We start from the raw sequence: 15,783 nt of genomic DNA, 5'->3' as shown, positions 1-15,783 counted from the left end.
CTCGATATACTCAAAATATCGCAAATATATTCAAGATTTCGCAAATATCCATTCGCAAAATGAAAAACGCCTCATTCAATATGAGGCGTTTTACTAATTTTCTACACAATGAATTTACGGATAAATGGAATTCTTGCTAAATCGCTTTTAACGATTAGTTTTAACATGATGGAAAGGCATATATACATTAGAGACGTAGAAACTACTCCAAATAATAACCGGAATAGTAACCCTTCGTGAAGCACCATATGAATGTAGGAATAGTGTCCCCAAGCCCCTGAAATGCCAATTACAATAACAATCTTAAGGTAGTCTCTTACATATATCGTTAAGGGAATGTATTTTATAATCGTCACAAAATGGAGCATCGTCACTAACATGAATCCTGTTACAATTCCTAAAGCAGCTCCGTTAATTCCGAAAGAAGGCTGTGAGGCTAGTACAAAAATGACGCCTGTTTTAATCACGGCCCCAATCAAACTGTTAATCATGGCAGCTCTTGCTAAATTAAGTGCTTGAAGCACTGCCTGCAATGGACCCTGGTAATAATAAAATAAGAAAAAAGGAGCCATAATCATAATAAAGGTAGCCCCATTTTCATTTCCGTACAATATTTGCATTAAGGGCTTAGCATAAATGTAAAGAATAACAACCGATATTCCACCTGTAATTAAACAAAAACGTAAGGCTTGTTGCAATCGGTGTTCAATGAGTGAAAAGTTCTTTTGAGAGTTCGCTTCACTTATAGCAGGAACCAGGGATTGAGATAGTGACAAGGTGACAAAGGATGGGAGAAATAATAAAGGAAGAGCATACCCTGTAAGGGACCCATACTGCTTAGTAGCCATGGTTGCTGCAACTCCTGCAAGAGCTAAGCTATGAGCAACAACAATCGGTTCGAAAAACCATGCAATGGAACCAATCATTCTACTACCCGTTGTTGGCAGGGCTACGCTCATGAGTTCATTAAACGTTTCTTTTCCATTCTTCATTGACGAAAAGAAGTGCTTTCTCATCTTGAATTTTTTCTTTATTTTAAAGCTTGTAAATAAGTAAAGGAGTGAAGCCAGCTCTCCCAGTACGGAGGCTACCATGGCAGCAGCTGCAGCATACTCAATGCCGTATGGAAGGAACGTTTTGGTTAATACGGCAATTAATGTGATACGAACGATTTGCTCAATGACTTGTGAGTAGGCAGAAGGCTTCATGTTTTGTCTTCCTTGAAAATAGCCTCTAATGACAGACGAAATGGCTACAATGGGAATGATGGGTGCAATCGCTACCAAGGGATAGTATATTCGTTCGTCCGTAAATAACGTCTCTGTAAGATACGGGGCGAGGAGGATGAGAGCTGGTGTAAAAATAATAGAAAGTCCTAAAGTAGTTGCTAGTGAAACAACTAAGATCTTCTTTACTTTTCGAATGTCACCTTTGATTTCTGCTTCTGCAACATTTTTCGAGATGGCGACGGGAAGTCCTAATTGGGTGATGGTAATCACAAGTACTAGGGTAGGAAATGCCATCATGAACAGTCCTACACCCTCTTCTCCGATAAAGCGGGCGACGACTATCCGATTAACAAACCCTAATATTCTTGTTATAAAGGCTGCAATCATTAAGATCATAGTCCCTTTAAGAAATTTTGACATAATATTCCCTGCCTTCTCAAAATTGGTATTATCGTATACAATGATGTATATGCAATAAGGTGGACAAAGCATGACAAGTTGTGAACAATTCTGGCTAAGTGAAACCCATTTAGTCAAATAGGCGGTGACGGGGAATGACGAACAATCAACATCCTTATGATCGTTTTTATGCATCTTTGGAACCAGCGCTTCATAGCAAAGTGGAAGAATTTGAAGTTCTGGGTTATGGGAAGGCGAATGTAGAACGTCTTTGGACTTATTTAACGAAGAAAAAATGGAAAAAGCCTGAAGTAGATATAAAGCTTTTTCAATTGGTAAGCGATGTATTAACAGTGAAGCCTGGGGAATATATGAGCTTTGAAACTGTAGAGGCTTACCGATCTCCAAACTGGTTTGCAGATATAAATGAAGATGAGTTAAACGAACTTCTTCACCCTAAAAAGAACGGAAAATAACTGGAAAAGAAATTGACACCTTTTTCTTTCTCGTAGATAATGAGAATGTTGATTTAAAGAGTAAAACAGCATAGTGTGGTTGAATAATGGCAAGGAGGATTTATACATAATGGTAAAGCGCGGCAGAATCATTGCCTTCTTTATACTTGTGGTTTTATTAGCGGGTACAATGGGAGGAACAACAAAGAGTATTGTGGACAATATCAAATTAGGGTTAGACCTCCAAGGTGGCTTTGAAGTTTTATATGAAGTACAGCCTTTAAAAAAAGGTCAAGAGATTACCAAAGAAACAGTAGCTAACACAGCTGATGCTTTGGATAAGCGAATTAACGTATTAGGGGTAAGTGAACCGAATATTCAGATTGAAGATGGAAACCGTATTCGTGTTCAATTAGCAGGCGTTGAGGATCAAAACGAGGCAAGGGAAATCCTCTCCACTCAAGCAAATCTATCTTTCCGTGACGTAAATGATAAACTGCGTCTAGATGGTTCGGATCTTGTATCAGGTTCAGCGAAGCAAACTTTTGATAGTACTAGCAACAACCCAATTGTTTCGTTAAAACTAAAAGACCACACAAAATTTTATCAATTAACAAAAGAAATTTTGGCTATGGCTCCAGAAAATAAACTGGTTATTTGGTTAGATTTTGAAGAAGGAAAAGATTCTTATAAAGAGGAAGTCGGAAAAGCGAATCCTAAATTTCTTTCTGACCCGAGTGTGAGAGAGCCTATAAATTCAGATAGTGTTATCATCGAAGGAGATTTTACAGTTGAACGTGCTCAAAACTTAGCATCACTATTAAATGCAGGAGCACTTCCAGTAAAATTAGATGAAATTTATTCCACATCAGTTGGAGCGAAATTTGGTCAGCAAGCCCTTGATAAAACAGTATTTGCTGGTATGATCGGCATTGCCATCGTATTCTTATTCATGATTGCTTATTATCGTTTTCCGGGTCTTATTGCAACCATTACACTTTCATTTTATATTTACTTAATTCTATTGATATTCGATCTCATGAATGGTGTATTAACTCTTCCTGGTATCGCAGCCCTTATTCTTGGGGTTGGTATGGCAGTTGATGCGAATATCATTACCTATGAAAGAATCAAAGAAGAAATGCGGGTAGGAAAGCCGATTCGCTCTGCTTTCCAATCAGGTAACAAATCTTCATTCTTAACCATTTTAGATGCCAACGTAACTACAATTTTGGCTGCTACTGTGTTATTTATTTTTGGAACAAGCTCTGTAAAAGGGTTCGCGACGATGTTAATTGTCAGTATCCTGACAAGCTTTATAACAGCTGTATGGGGCTCACGTCTTTTACTTGGATTATGGGTGAACAGTCGCTTCTTTAATAAAAAGCCAGGCTGGTTTGGTGTGAATAAGAATGAGATAAAAGATTTGGCGGAAAATTATGATACATTGGATTTGCCGACTAAATTTGATCGCTTTGACTTTGCGAAGCAACGAAAGAAATTCTTTGCTCTATCAGGCATTCTAATTACCACTGGAATCATCATTCTAGCCATTTTTAAGCTGAATTTAGGAATAGATTTTGTTAGTGGATCTCGAATGGAAATCTTAGCTGATGAAAGCTTAAAAACAGAAGAAATTCAAAAAGAGCTAGACGATATTAATTTGTCCTCTGATGATGTCGTCATATCCGGTAATGACGAAAACATTGCTGTCGTTCGATATACTGAAGACTTAGGACAGAAAGAAATTGCCACTTTAAAAGATCACTTTAAGGATCTTTATGGTGCAGAACCAAGTGTTAGCACTGTTTCTCCGGTGATAGGGAAGGAATTAGCTAAAAATGCTATGCTTGCTGTGGCCATCGCTTCCATCGGAATTATCATTTATGTTACATTCCGATTCGAGTGGAGAATGGCGATTGCATCGATTCTTGCGTTACTGCATGATGCGTTCTTTATCATTGCATTCTTTAGTTTAACAAGGCTTGAGGTTGATATTACCTTTATAGCAGCTGTCCTTACCATCGTAGGGTATTCCATTAATGATACGATTGTAACCTTTGACCGCCTGAGGGAAAATCTTCACAAAAAACGTCGCCTTAAGACGGATCAAGACATTGAAGATGTAGTCAATCAAAGTATTCGCCAAACAATGGGCCGTTCTGTAAATACTGTATTAACCGTTGTTTTCACAGTTCTTGCCCTCATGATCTTTGGCAGTGAATCCATACGTAACTTCTCGATTGCTTTATTAGTTGGACTGATTTCAGGTACGTATTCTTCCGTCTTCATTGCTTCTCAAGTGTGGCTGGTTATGAAGAAGAAAGAATTAAAGAAAAAAGGTACAATTAAGACTGTTAAAGAGAAAAAGACATGGTCTGATGAACCGCAGGTTTAAGGAATAATTGGTAGGTTCAGGGAGGGTTTTCCCTGAACCTATTTTTTTGTTTTTTTAAAATGGTAGGTTACAATAAATAGGAATGGAAAGGAGGCTACCCGGGTGAAACCAGAAGATCGATTTAAAAAAGCTGAATTTGCCGCAATGGTTGGGGTTATTGGGAATATTGTCTTAGCAATCATAAAGTGGGGAGCGGGAATATTAGGTAATAGTAGGGCATTAATTGCCGATGCTGTCCATTCTGCTTCAGATGTAGCAGGTTCGTTGGCTGTTTTTATCGGTTTGCGTGCTGCAAAACAGCCCCCTGACCGAGATCATCCGTATGGCCATGGTAAAGCGGAATCCATTGCAGCGATTATCGTTGCAGTTTTGTTATTTTTAGTCGGTGTTGAAATTGGAAAATCTTCAATAGAATCCTTTTTCCACCCTTTATCCCCTCCAACGGCCATTGCTATTTATGCTGTCATTTTTTCGATCATTGTCAAAGAAGCAATGTTTCGATACAAATATCGTTTGGGTAAAAGAATTAATAGTGATGCCCTCATTGTGAATGCTTATGAACACCGGTCAGATGTTTTTTCTTCCATAGCTGCCCTCATTGGTGTCTCTGCCTCTATCATAGGGGGAAAATATGATGTTGGCTGGCTTATTTATGCAGATCCAGTTGCAGGAATCTTCGTCGCTTTACTTGTACTCAGGATGGCTTGGAAGCTTGGTGCTGAGTCAATACATAATACACTGGATCACGTTATGCATGAGGAAGACATTTTACCATTTCGGAAGGTTGTTGAATCTGTTCCAGAGGTGAAAGCCATAAATGAGTTGCACGCCAGGGAGCATGGACACTATGTCATCATTGATTTGAAAATCAGCGTTGATCCGTATATGACCGTAGAAGATGGACATCGAGTTGGAAAAATCGTCAAAGAAAAGCTACTGGAAGAATCAAATGTGAATGATGTATTTATTCATATTAATCCGTACAACTCTACTAATGAAGAGGATGAGGGAATAGACTTATCCTAAGGGAGGGAAAATGATGAAATTTCAATGGACTTTACTGCTAGGAATCTTCTTTGCCCTAATAGTATCCGTTTTTGCAGTGATCAATGTTGATCCTGTTACCGTAAACTATTTCTTTGGAACAGCTGATTGGCCTCTTATACTTGTTATTTTAGGATCTGTTTTTATGGGAGGAGTCATCATTGGCTCCGTAGGATTGTTTCGCTTATTTGTAGTACAAAGAAAAGTAAAAGCTTTGGAGAAAGAAAATCTTCAACTAAAGGAACAAGCTCATATTGCCTTACAGGAAAAGAATAAAGTTAAAGATGAACCGTTAAAGAAGAGAGCAACAGACTCTGTTGGGGAAACGGGAGAATAATAATAGCAAGGGACACTTTCTAAGTGTCTCTTGTTTTTTTTTGCTCTTTTTAGAAAGTAGTAGTTGATTATTATTATTATTTCAGGATGCTCTCTCTTTTCGGCACACACTGGTTGCCAGAGCTTTGACAGATCATGTATTTCAAAATAAAAAACTTTGCGGAAACAGCCTGAAAAATAACAACTGGGTTTACGAATAGTAAATTTCCTCCCTAGCCAGTCCTATTCGATTAAGATTGAAACAGTCTCTTCCTTTTTGTATAATGAGTAAGGCTGAGGGGTGAACGTATGTTAAACTCAAAAACGCGTTGGAAGATGACAGAATCAGACCAACAAAAAATCAATGAATTAGTAAATGAATTACAAATACCTTCGCTTGTGGCGAAGTTATTAATAAACCGAGACTTAGAAAATGTTGAAGAAGCTCGGAATTTTTTATTTGATACAGGCGAATCATTTCACGATCCATTTCTATTTGAAGATATGAAGAAAGCGACAGAACGAATTCATAAAGCAATTGAGAACGGAGAAAGAATTCTTGTTTATGGAGACTATGACGCTGATGGAGTAAGTAGTACATCCGTCATGATGACGGTGTTAAAGGATTTAGGGGCTGATGTTGAGTTCTATATTCCGAACCGCTTTAGTGAGGGATATGGACCGAATGAGAATGCTTTCCGTTGGGCTAAGGATGAAGAGTTCAGTTTAATTATAACAGTGGATACAGGTATTTCGGCTGTGAATGAGGCTATTCTTGCGAAAGAATTAGGGATTGATTTAATCATTACAGATCACCATGAACCAGGACCGACCTTACCACCTGCCTTTGCAATGATTCACCCAAAAGTTGGTACAAGTTACCCTTTTGAGGATTTAGCAGGAGTTGGTGTAGCTTTTAAATTTGCACACGCCCTTTACGGGAAATTGCCTACACATTTAATAGATTTGGCAGCTATTGGTACGATTGCCGATTTAGTCCCTTTAAAGGGAGAGAATCGTATACTAGCAAAACGAGGCCTTTCTGAGCTTCGGGTGACAAACCGGTTAGGTATAAAAGCTTTATGTAAAATAGGGAATACCCATCAACAGGAAATGACGGAGGAATCCATTGGATTCATGATTGCTCCTCGTTTAAACGCAGTTGGCCGATTAGGTGATGCGGATCCGGCAGTAGATTTATTACTAACGGAAGACCCAGAAGAGGCAAAGGCTTTAGCTGAAGAAATTGATCGTTTAAACAAAGAAAGGCAAGCCATTGTAAGTGAAATGACGGATGAAGCCATCAACATGGTAGAAAATCAATTTCCATTAGAGGATCATTCTGTCTTAGTTATCGGGAAAGAAGGCTGGAATTCTGGAGTGGTTGGAATTGTGGCTTCCAGGCTGGTTGATAAATATTACCGCCCAACCATAGTCTTAAGCTTTGATTCTGAAAAGGGAACAGCAAAAGGATCCGCTCGAAGTATTGTAGGTTTTGATTTGTTTAAAAATTTATCTACCTGCCGAGACATTCTTCCCCATTTCGGAGGACACCCAATGGCAGCGGGAATGACACTTAAACTTAATGATGTAGAAGAGTTTCGAGAGAGGCTGAATGAACTTGCTCTTTCTGAACTAACTGAAGAAGACTTTATTCCAGTTACTTTACTGGATGCTTCCGTGCACCTAGAAGAGGTCTCCGTTGAAACGATTGAAAAGCTTCAGCTGTTGGCACCTTTTGGAATGAAAAATCCAAAACCAAAGTGGATGATTGAGAATGTTTCCGTTGAACATTACAAAAAAATCGGATCATCTCAAAATCACTTAAAGGTCGTACTCGAGGGGAATGGAAGTCAATTAGACGGTGTTGGCTTTGGATTAGGGGAGCTGGCTGATCATATTACTCCATTTTCAAATGCCTCAGTGATCGGCGAGCTATCAATCAATGAGTGGAATAACCGTAAAAAGGCGCAGATTTTTTTACAAGATATAAAAATAGAACAATGGCAATTATTTGATGTTCGTGGAATTAAGCAAGTTCACAAATGGGAAGAACTTATTCCACATGAAAAGAAAAAATTAGTATGCTTTAATGCTTCTACCCTAGAGAAAATCAATCTAACTAGTAAGAGTGATGTTCTTCTACTAGAAAATGATGAGTCCCTAGAAGGAGTTAGCATAGATCAGGCAAGTCTTGTCCTTCTAGATTTACCTGTATCGAAATCGTTGTTAGAGAATCTACTTAAAAAAGGTCGTCCTCACAGAATTTATGCTCATTTCTTCCAAGACGAAGATCATTTTTTTAGTACAATGCCTACCAGAGATCATTTTAAATGGTATTTTGGATTTTTAACAAAGCGAGGATCATTTGATTTAAATAAGCATGGAGATGACCTTGCGAAGTACAAGGGATGGTCTAAGGAAACAATCGATTTCATGTCGCAGGTGTTTTTTGATTTGAAGTTTGTTACAATAGTGAATGGATTTATTTCTCTTAATCCTACAAAAACCAAGAAAGACTTATCTGAATCTACTACGTATAAGAAGAAGCAGCAACAATACGAGCTTGAAAACGAATTGCTTTACTCTTCTTATCATGAATTAAAGACTTGGTTTGATGAAAGGATAAAAGAGTCCGTTATATTTGAGGAGGAAGCAGAAGCATGGACTTAAAACAGTATGTTACAATCGTAGAAAATTGGCCTAAAGAAGGTATTAAATTTAAAGACATCACAACATTAATGGATAATGGTGATGCTTATAGATATGCTACAGACCAAATTGTAGAATATGCAAAAGAAAAACAAATCGACCTTGTTGTTGGACCAGAAGCAAGAGGATTTATTATTGGATGCCCGGTAGCCTATGTCCTAGGTGTTGGATTTGCACCAGTTCGTAAGCCTGGAAAATTACCTCGTGAAACGATTCAAAAAGAATACGGTTTAGAATATGGAAAAGACTCACTTACGATTCATAAAGATGCCATTAAGCCTGGTCAAAGAGTTTTAATTACCGATGACCTCCTTGCAACAGGTGGAACGATTGAAGCAACAATCAAGCTTGTAGAAGAATTAGGTGGAATTGTAGCTGGTACGGCTTTCTTAATTGAACTGACGTACTTAGACGGACGTGACAAGCTTGACGGGTATGATATCCTAACATTAATGCAATATTAATAGTAAAATGGTTTACAATTGTTCATAGAAGTATATACTTTGTGATATAATCAATAAATAAGGGACTGACATCTAGTATAAGAGTGTCAGCCCTTATTTTTATTTTGAAACAAAACCTTTAAAGAATCGACAAAATTCGACGAAAATTGAGGGTTTCTGAGAATTTTCTCCTAAACCCTTTACATAATACAATTTTTTTTTGATAATAGTAACAATCATTACTATCGTACATTAGTGAAATAAATTAAATTATAAAGGTGATTTTGATCATGTCTAAAGATCAAGTACTAACCCCTGAACAGGTTATAGATAAAACAAGAGAATATTTAAACGATGAAAATGTGGAATTGGTGCAGAAAGCCTATGAGTATGCAAGAGACGCTCATAGTGAACAGTATCGTAAATCTGGTGAACCCTACATCATTCATCCTATTCAAGTTGCAGGCATTTTAGCTGACTTAGAGATGGACCCAGCCACTGTAGCAGCAGGGTTTCTTCATGATGTGGTGGAAGACACAGGTATTTCTCTTGGGGAAATTGCAGAGGCATTCAATGCAGAAGTAGCAATGCTCGTAGATGGGGTCACAAAGCTTGGTAAGATTAAGTACAAGTCCCATGAAGAACAACAAGCAGAAAATCACCGAAAAATGTTTGTGGCAATGGCTCAGGATATACGTGTCATTTTAATTAAATTAGCAGACCGACTGCATAATATGAGAACTTTGAAGCATTTGCCCCAAGAAAAGCAGAGAAGGATTTCAAATGAAACCCTTGAAATTTTTGCTCCATTAGCCCATCGATTAGGTATTTCTAAAATCAAATGGGAATTAGAAGACACGTCTTTACGTTATTTAAATCCCCAGCAATATTACCGTATCGTAAACTTAATGAAGAAAAAACGTGCGGAACGAGAAGAATACCTTGATGATGTCGTGACAGAGGTTAAAGATAAATTAGGAGACGTCAAGATTAAATCAGATATTTCAGGACGACCTAAGCATATTTATAGTATTTATCGTAAAATGGCTCTTCAAAATAAGCAGTTTAACGAAATATATGACTTGTTGGCCGTGCGTGTAGTCGTGGATAGCATTAAAGATTGCTATGCGGTTTTAGGAATTGTTCATACTTGCTGGAAGCCAATGCCTGGACGCTTCAAGGATTATATTGCTATGCCTAAACCAAATATGTATCAATCTCTTCATACAACCGTAATAGGTCCTAAAGGAGATCCTTTAGAAGTTCAGATTAGAACGTTGGAAATGCATCAAATTGCTGAATATGGTGTAGCGGCACACTGGGCATACAAAGAAGGAAAAGCAGATCATGAAAACGTATCCTTCGAGAAAAAGCTTTCCTGGTTTAGAGAAATATTGGAATTTCAAAATGAGTCGGCAAATGCTGAAGAATTTATGGAATCTTTAAAGATCGATCTGTTTTCAGATATGGTATTTGTATTTACACCAAAAGGGGATGTTATTGAATTACCTTCTGGCTCTGTACCAATCGATTTTTCCTATCGCATTCATTCAGAGATTGGAAACAAAACCATCGGTGCGAAAGTGAATGGGAAAATGGTGACACTGGATTATAAGTTGAAAACAGGAGATATTATTGAGATTTTAACTTCTAAGCATTCATATGGCCCAAGTCAAGACTGGTTAAAGCTTGCTCAAACATCTCAAGCCAAAAATAAAATCAAACAATTTTTCAAGAAACAAAGAAGAGAAGAAAATATTGAAAAGGGTCGGGAGTTAGTAGAGAAAGAAATCAAAAACCTTGATTTTGATGTAAAAGAAATTTTAACTGCTGAAAACATTAAGCGTGTTTCAGAGAAGTTTAATTTCTCTAACGAAGAAGATATGTATGCGGCTGTTGGTTATAATGGGATCACTGCAGCACAAATTGCAAACCGACTTACTGAAAAAGATCGACGCAAGCGTGAACAGGAAGATATTTTTGAAGAAACGATAAAAGAATTAAATGCTCAACCAGTTAAACGAAAAAAGGATGCTGGAGTCCAAGTAGAAGGTATTGATAATCTTCTGATTCGTTTATCCCGTTGCTGTAGTCCAGTTCCGGGAGATGAGATAGTCGGCTTTATTACAAAGGGACGAGGCGTTTCAGTTCACCGAGCTGATTGTACAAATGTGAAAGCCGACGAAGTAGAACAACGCTTAATCCCTGTTTCCTGGGAAAGTGATGGAAACAATCGAAAAGAATACAATGTGGATATTGAGATATCAGGGTATGATCGCAGAGGCTTGTTAAATGAAGTACTTCAGGCTGTAAATGAAACGAAAACAAATATATCAGCAGTAAGTGGAAGGTCAGATCGAAATAAAGTAGCTACGATTAATATGTCCATTTCGATTCATAACATCTCCCATTTACACAAAGTTGTAGAGAGAATCAAACAAATTTCTGATATATATGCAGTAAGACGTATTTTGAACTAAAGGAGATTTCTTTATGAAGGTTGTTTTACAAAGAAGTAAAGAAGCCTCCGTCACTGTTGATGGAGAAATAAAAGGTCATATAGAATCTGGACTCGTGTTGCTTGTTGGTATAACACATGATGATACGGAAGAAGAAGCAAACTATGTAGCAGACAAGATTGTGAATTTACGCATTTTTGAAGATGCCGATGGAAAGATGAATCATTCTCTATTAGATGTAAAGGGTGAGATTCTTTCGGTCTCTCAATTTACACTCTATGGTGATTGTAAAAAAGGCAGGAGACCCAACTTTATGAATGCAGCTAAGCCTGATCAAGCTAAGTCTATTTACGATTATTTTAATAATCTATTGATCGAAAAAGGAATTAAAGTAGAAACGGGAGTTTTTGGAGCCATGATGGATGTAAGCTTAACCAATGATGGCCCAGTGACTCTAATAGTTGAGAGTAAATAATAAAGAGCTGACCCATTTGCAAGTGGGTCAGCTCTTTTTAGTTAGAAAAATAATTACTTAATCCCTGATAAATAGCTGTTGCAGCCAAATCTTGAAAATAAAGAGAGTTAACATTGGCTTCTTCTGTTGGGTTACTAAGGAAGCCTAACTCCAATAATACTGCTTTCTGCTTATTTTCCCGAATAACATGATAATTCCCGACTTTCACTCCACGATCCCTTGTAGGTAATCGGTTAGCTAAGCTTTCATTCACATCAACGGCAAGGTCCCTTTGGTAGTTTTGATAATAATAGGTTGTATGACCCGCTACGGAGGAGTCGTATATACTGTCATAATGGAGACTGACAAATGCGTCTGCATTATAGTAATGGGATAAAGATACTCTTGAATTCAGAGAAACATATTCGTCATTTTTCCTTGTCAAAATGACTGTAGCACCCGCACTTTTCAGTTTGTCGGCTATAAGTTCACCTGTTCTCATCGTAAGAATCTTTTCTAAAGTACCCCTTGCCCCAGTAGTACCGCCATCTCTACCGCCGTGGCCAGGGTCAATGACAATGACCTTATTCCTGATTCCACTTTTTGAAGTGGGAGAAGGGTTTGTGGTTGAACCGGTGTTCGATTGAATAGATACTATCCACCCAGCAACAAAAGCAAGGCTTCCGTTCTCTAGTTTGATTTCATACCAATCTCCACTTTTACCCATAACCTGAAACGTTTCCCCGCTATTCGCCCGTTTTACAACCCTTGATTGCACATTAGACTCGCTTCGAATATTTGTTCCGTTGTAAAGAATGGTCACTCTTTCATTTGAATGTGATTGAGATGAGTTTTCCTGAGGGGGTGCTTCAACTGTTTTTTGAACAAACCATCCCGCTACCCATCCGGAATTCCCATTAGAAAATGAAATTTGATACCAATTATTCTCTTCTTTGAGTATGGTATATTTTTCACCTTTTGACACCTTACCTACGACATTTCCATTCAATGATGCTTTGTCTCGAACATTTAAAGAGTAAACGGTTATCGTCCCTACTAAGCTTTGTTGAACAGAAGCAGAAGACTCACTTCCAGAACTCGAACTGCTGTCTTCGACGTATTTATCGCTAATCCAAGCCTTTTTGGTTCCAAATTTTATTTCATACCATCCGGAAATACTTCCTGTCAGGTCTACTCGAGTTCCCTTGTGAACGACTCCTAATACAGTACTACTAAGTGAAGGGGATTCCCTGACATTAAGTGAACTGACAGTTATGATTCCTTGCTTGCTCTCCGTGTTCTTAACAGGAGCAGAGGGAGAGTTGGAAAGTGTTTGACTGACATAATCTTGATGAACCCATCCTTTTATATTTCCCGCTTCAATAGATAACCAGCTGCCCTTTTGATTCGTAATGGTAACCTTATCTCCCTTATATAGAACAGATACGATTCCGTCAGAAGTACTGGGACCTTGCCTAACTCTCAATCCATTTGCTGAAACAGTTCCTGATTTTTCAGAAGATTGAGGGGAAGCCGAGGATACTCTTGTAACAAGCCAGTTTGCAACCCAGCCATCCACACTGCCTGTTTGGATCTTATACCACTCATTTTTCGAGTCAACAACGTTGAACTGTTCTCCACTATGTACTTTTGTTACGACCGGGTAACTCAACCCTGGACCCTTTCGAACATTAAGTGTTGAAACACTAATGGTTACCTTGCCTGATTCAGCATGTGCCAAATCCACCATGTTTGGTAGAGATGGAAGGATTAAGAACAAAGTCAGTATGGTAGCAATTAGTTTCTTAATCATTTTCACCCCCTTTTTTATCGCCTTATGTAATATCGGATCTTTTTACTGTTATTAAAGAAAATTGTCCAAAAATCGTCAATTAACTCAATTCAATCTTTAGGTTATTTAAGAACCATATGTTTTTAATACGATAAAAAAAAATAAATTCCTCTATTACGAAAAAAAAATAGGTAATTGGAAATGATAGAGTTAAGCAGTCTTTGAAAGGGATGGTTTGATGAGATCTAGTGAAAAGGGATTTATGAGTACAAAGGGTGATAATCAGTTATTCGGCATCGATTTTCACAACTTTTTAGAACGTGAGAAGGACGCTTTGAACGTAGAGCTTGCCTCAGAATTTGGTTTATCATTAAGGGAAGTAAAGCTGTTAAAAAAGAAAATGGAGAGATCGTAATGAAATTTTTCTCCAACCTCTTGACATGGACTTGTGGCATACGTATCATTAGATAAACAAAATAACTTTAATAAAACCGTTGATCGAGCATAGTAGCTAAACCTTACTGGTAAAGAGAGGAAATGCCTTGGCTGAAAGCATTTCTACTTTGTAACTTAGTGAATGAACACTCGGGGAGGTTTCGCTCTGAAAGAGATATTCTAGTAGGAGATGAACGTACCAGGCGTTAACTGGCTAAGTGGAGGTCTTTATAGACTTCAATTAGGGTGGCACCACGGGAATAATAGCTCTCGTCCCTTGTTTTACAAGGGATTGAGGGCTTTTTTTATTTACATAAAAATACGGTAAAGTGTAAAGGAGGAATCATCTTGACGATTCAAATACCAAGAGGTACACAGGATATCTTACCAGGTGAGGTAGAGAAATGGCAGTATGTAGAGGAAGTGGCAAAAGATCTTTGTCATGCCTATCAATATAAAGAAATTCGCACTCCTATATTCGAAGCGAGTGAATTGTTTACTCGAGGTGTAGGAGATACAACTGATATTGTACAAAAGGAAATGTATATGTTTGAGGATAGAGGTGGAAGGAGCTTAGCTCTTCGACCAGAAGGAACAGCATCTGTTGTTCGATCCTTTGTAGGCAATAAAATGTTCGGAACCCCGAGCCAACCCACAAAACTTTTTTATACAGGACCAATGTTTCGATATGAAAGACCGCAAGCAGGACGTTATCGTCAATTCGTTCAGTTTGGGGTAGAGGCACTCGGAAGCGAAGATCCTGCCATTGATGCAGAAGTCATTTCTTTAGCAATGGGTATTTATCAGAAATTAGGCTTAAATCAACTAAAGTTAGTGATCAACAGCCTTGGGGACGCAGGAAGTCGAAATGCTCACAGAGAGGCTCTTATCAATCACTTTAAACCAAGAATTGATGAGTTTTGTGGAGATTGTCAAAATCGGTTAGAGAAAAACCCATTGAGAATCCTTGATTGTAAAAAAGATCGAGATCATGAATTAATGTCGACAGCTCCATCTATTCTAGACTATTTAAATGATGAATCTAAGGCTTATTTTGAAAAGGTTCAAGCCTATTTATCAGCCATGAATGTAAAATTCGAAGTGGACCCGACCTTGGTCCGTGGCCTGGATTATTATAATCACACAGCTTTTGAAATCATGAGTGATGCTGAAGGATTTGGTGCTATTACAACCCTTTGTGGTGGAGGGCGTTACAATGGATTAGTAGAAATGATTGGTGGTCCACAAACACCTGGAATCGGCTTTGCATTTAGCATTGAAAGACTTCTTTCAGCTCTTGAAGCAGAAAAGGTAGAACTTCCAATTGAACAAGGGGTAGATTGCTTTATTGTTTCACTTGGTGATGAGGCCAAAGATTATGCTGTAAAGCTTCTTCACAATCTGAGAGTAGAAGGTATATCTTCTGAAAAAGATTATTTAGATCGAAAGGTTAAAGGGCAATTTAAAGCAGCTGACCGATATGAAGCGAAGTATGTGGCCGTTATTGGAGAAAATGAGTTGAAGGAAAATAAAATCAACCTAAAAGATATGGCTACGGGGGAACAAGAAGAAATAAGTCTTGATTCATTCGTTTCAAATGTAAAAGATAAATTAGGTAAATAAAACAGTATTTATACAGTGGTGCATT

12 protein-coding genes and 1 other annotated feature are annotated in these 15,783 nt (G+C 38.0%); of the genes, 10 read left to right on the top strand and 2 right to left on the bottom strand.

Annotated features, from left to right (window positions below):
• Nucleotides 1–101 precede the first annotated feature (101 nt).
• On the bottom strand, nt 102–1,649 hold the full coding sequence (spoVB, locus tag IQI_RS09870; RefSeq protein ID WP_064092479.1) for a stage V sporulation protein B: 1,548 nt from the start codon (nt 1,647–1,649) through the stop codon (nt 102–104).
• A 134-nt stretch (nt 1,650–1,783) separates the two neighbouring features.
• Between spoVB and IQI_RS09865 the strand changes: the two genes are divergently transcribed.
• The 8 genes from IQI_RS09865 (at nt 1,784) to dtd (ending at nt 11,929) form a co-directional block, all read left to right on the top strand.
• On the top strand, nt 1,784–2,104 hold the full coding sequence (locus tag IQI_RS09865) for a post-transcriptional regulator (RefSeq protein WP_064092478.1): 321 nt from the start codon (nt 1,784–1,786) through the stop codon (nt 2,102–2,104).
• A gap of 109 nt (nt 2,105–2,213) precedes the next feature.
• Nucleotides 2,214–4,481 carry a protein translocase subunit SecDF gene (gene secDF, locus IQI_RS09860; protein ID WP_064092477.1) on the top strand — a complete coding sequence of 756 codons (2,268 nt, stop codon included), beginning with the start codon at nt 2,214–2,216 and terminating at the stop codon, nt 4,479–4,481.
• 144 nt (nt 4,482–4,625) lie between these two features.
• Nucleotides 4,626–5,507, top strand: a complete 882-nt coding sequence (locus IQI_RS09855) for a cation diffusion facilitator family transporter (protein ID WP_197489739.1) — start codon at nt 4,626–4,628, stop codon at nt 5,505–5,507.
• A gap of 10 nt (nt 5,508–5,517) precedes the next feature.
• Nucleotides 5,518–5,862, top strand: coding sequence for a LapA family protein (locus tag IQI_RS09850; protein ID WP_408007288.1), 345 nt, complete (start codon nt 5,518–5,520; stop codon nt 5,860–5,862).
• Between the two features lie 287 nt (nt 5,863–6,149).
• Complete coding sequence (recJ, locus tag IQI_RS09845; RefSeq protein WP_064092474.1) at nt 6,150–8,513, top strand: single-stranded-DNA-specific exonuclease RecJ; 2,364 nt, start codon at nt 6,150–6,152, stop codon at nt 8,511–8,513.
• Entirely contained in the window at nt 8,504–9,016 is a 513-nt protein-coding gene (locus IQI_RS09840; protein ID WP_064092473.1) for an adenine phosphoribosyltransferase, read from the top strand. Before recJ ends, IQI_RS09840 begins: the two co-directional genes overlap by 10 nt.
• Nucleotides 9,017–9,285: 269 nt before the next feature.
• Nucleotides 9,286–11,475 carry a RelA/SpoT family protein gene (locus IQI_RS09835; protein ID WP_064092472.1) on the top strand — a complete coding sequence of 730 codons (2,190 nt, stop codon included), beginning with the start codon at nt 9,286–9,288 and terminating at the stop codon, nt 11,473–11,475.
• Nucleotides 11,476–11,488: 13 nt separating this feature from the next.
• Entirely contained in the window at nt 11,489–11,929 is a 441-nt protein-coding gene (gene dtd / locus IQI_RS09830) for a D-aminoacyl-tRNA deacylase (RefSeq protein WP_064092471.1), read from the top strand.
• 37 nt (nt 11,930–11,966) lie between these two features.
• On the opposite strand, the gene IQI_RS09825 is transcribed toward dtd, so the two are convergent.
• Nucleotides 11,967–13,721, bottom strand: coding sequence for an SH3 domain-containing protein (locus tag IQI_RS09825; RefSeq protein WP_064092470.1), 1,755 nt, complete (start codon nt 13,719–13,721; stop codon nt 11,967–11,969).
• Between the two features lie 217 nt (nt 13,722–13,938).
• Here IQI_RS09825 and IQI_RS09820 point away from each other — a divergent pair, with 217 nt between their 5' ends.
• Together IQI_RS09820 and hisS are read left to right on the top strand one after the other, a co-directional pair.
• Nucleotides 13,939–14,115 (top strand): hypothetical protein, encoded by a 177-nt coding sequence (locus tag IQI_RS09820; protein ID WP_064092469.1) that lies wholly within the window; start codon nt 13,939–13,941, stop codon nt 14,113–14,115.
• A gap of 70 nt (nt 14,116–14,185) precedes the next feature.
• Nucleotides 14,186–14,416 (top strand) — a binding site (T-box leader).
• Nucleotides 14,417–14,483: 67 nt separating this feature from the next.
• Nucleotides 14,484–15,758, top strand: a complete 1,275-nt coding sequence (gene hisS, locus IQI_RS09815) for a histidine--tRNA ligase (RefSeq protein WP_064092468.1) — start codon at nt 14,484–14,486, stop codon at nt 15,756–15,758.
• The last annotated feature ends 25 nt before the right edge of the window (nt 15,759–15,783 follow it).

The organism is Rossellomorea aquimaris TF-12 (assembly GCF_001648555.1).
In the GTDB taxonomy this organism is placed as follows: Bacteria; Bacillota; Bacilli; order Bacillales; family Bacillaceae_B; genus Rossellomorea; species Rossellomorea aquimaris.
The sequence above is the reverse complement of the archived record's forward strand: the minus strand, read 5'-3'. Positions and strand labels throughout refer to the sequence as shown.

Coding starts and splice junctions, on each gene's coding strand:
- spoVB (WP_064092479.1), bottom strand. CDS start 1,649: ATGTCAAAATTTCTTAAAGGGACTATGATCTTAATGATTGCAGCCTTT.
- IQI_RS09865 (WP_064092478.1), top strand. CDS start 1,784: ATGACGAACAATCAACATCCTTATGATCGTTTTTATGCATCTTTGGAA.
- secDF (WP_064092477.1), top strand. CDS start 2,214: ATGGTAAAGCGCGGCAGAATCATTGCCTTCTTTATACTTGTGGTTTTA.
- IQI_RS09855 (WP_197489739.1), top strand. CDS start 4,626: ATGGTTGGGGTTATTGGGAATATTGTCTTAGCAATCATAAAGTGGGGA.
- IQI_RS09850 (WP_408007288.1), top strand. CDS start 5,518: ATGATGAAATTTCAATGGACTTTACTGCTAGGAATCTTCTTTGCCCTA.
- recJ (WP_064092474.1), top strand. CDS start 6,150: ATGTTAAACTCAAAAACGCGTTGGAAGATGACAGAATCAGACCAACAA.
- IQI_RS09840 (WP_064092473.1), top strand. CDS start 8,504: ATGGACTTAAAACAGTATGTTACAATCGTAGAAAATTGGCCTAAAGAA.
- IQI_RS09835 (WP_064092472.1), top strand. CDS start 9,286: ATGTCTAAAGATCAAGTACTAACCCCTGAACAGGTTATAGATAAAACA.
- dtd (WP_064092471.1), top strand. CDS start 11,489: ATGAAGGTTGTTTTACAAAGAAGTAAAGAAGCCTCCGTCACTGTTGAT.
- IQI_RS09825 (WP_064092470.1), bottom strand. CDS start 13,721: ATGATTAAGAAACTAATTGCTACCATACTGACTTTGTTCTTAATCCTT.
- IQI_RS09820 (WP_064092469.1), top strand. CDS start 13,939: ATGAGATCTAGTGAAAAGGGATTTATGAGTACAAAGGGTGATAATCAG.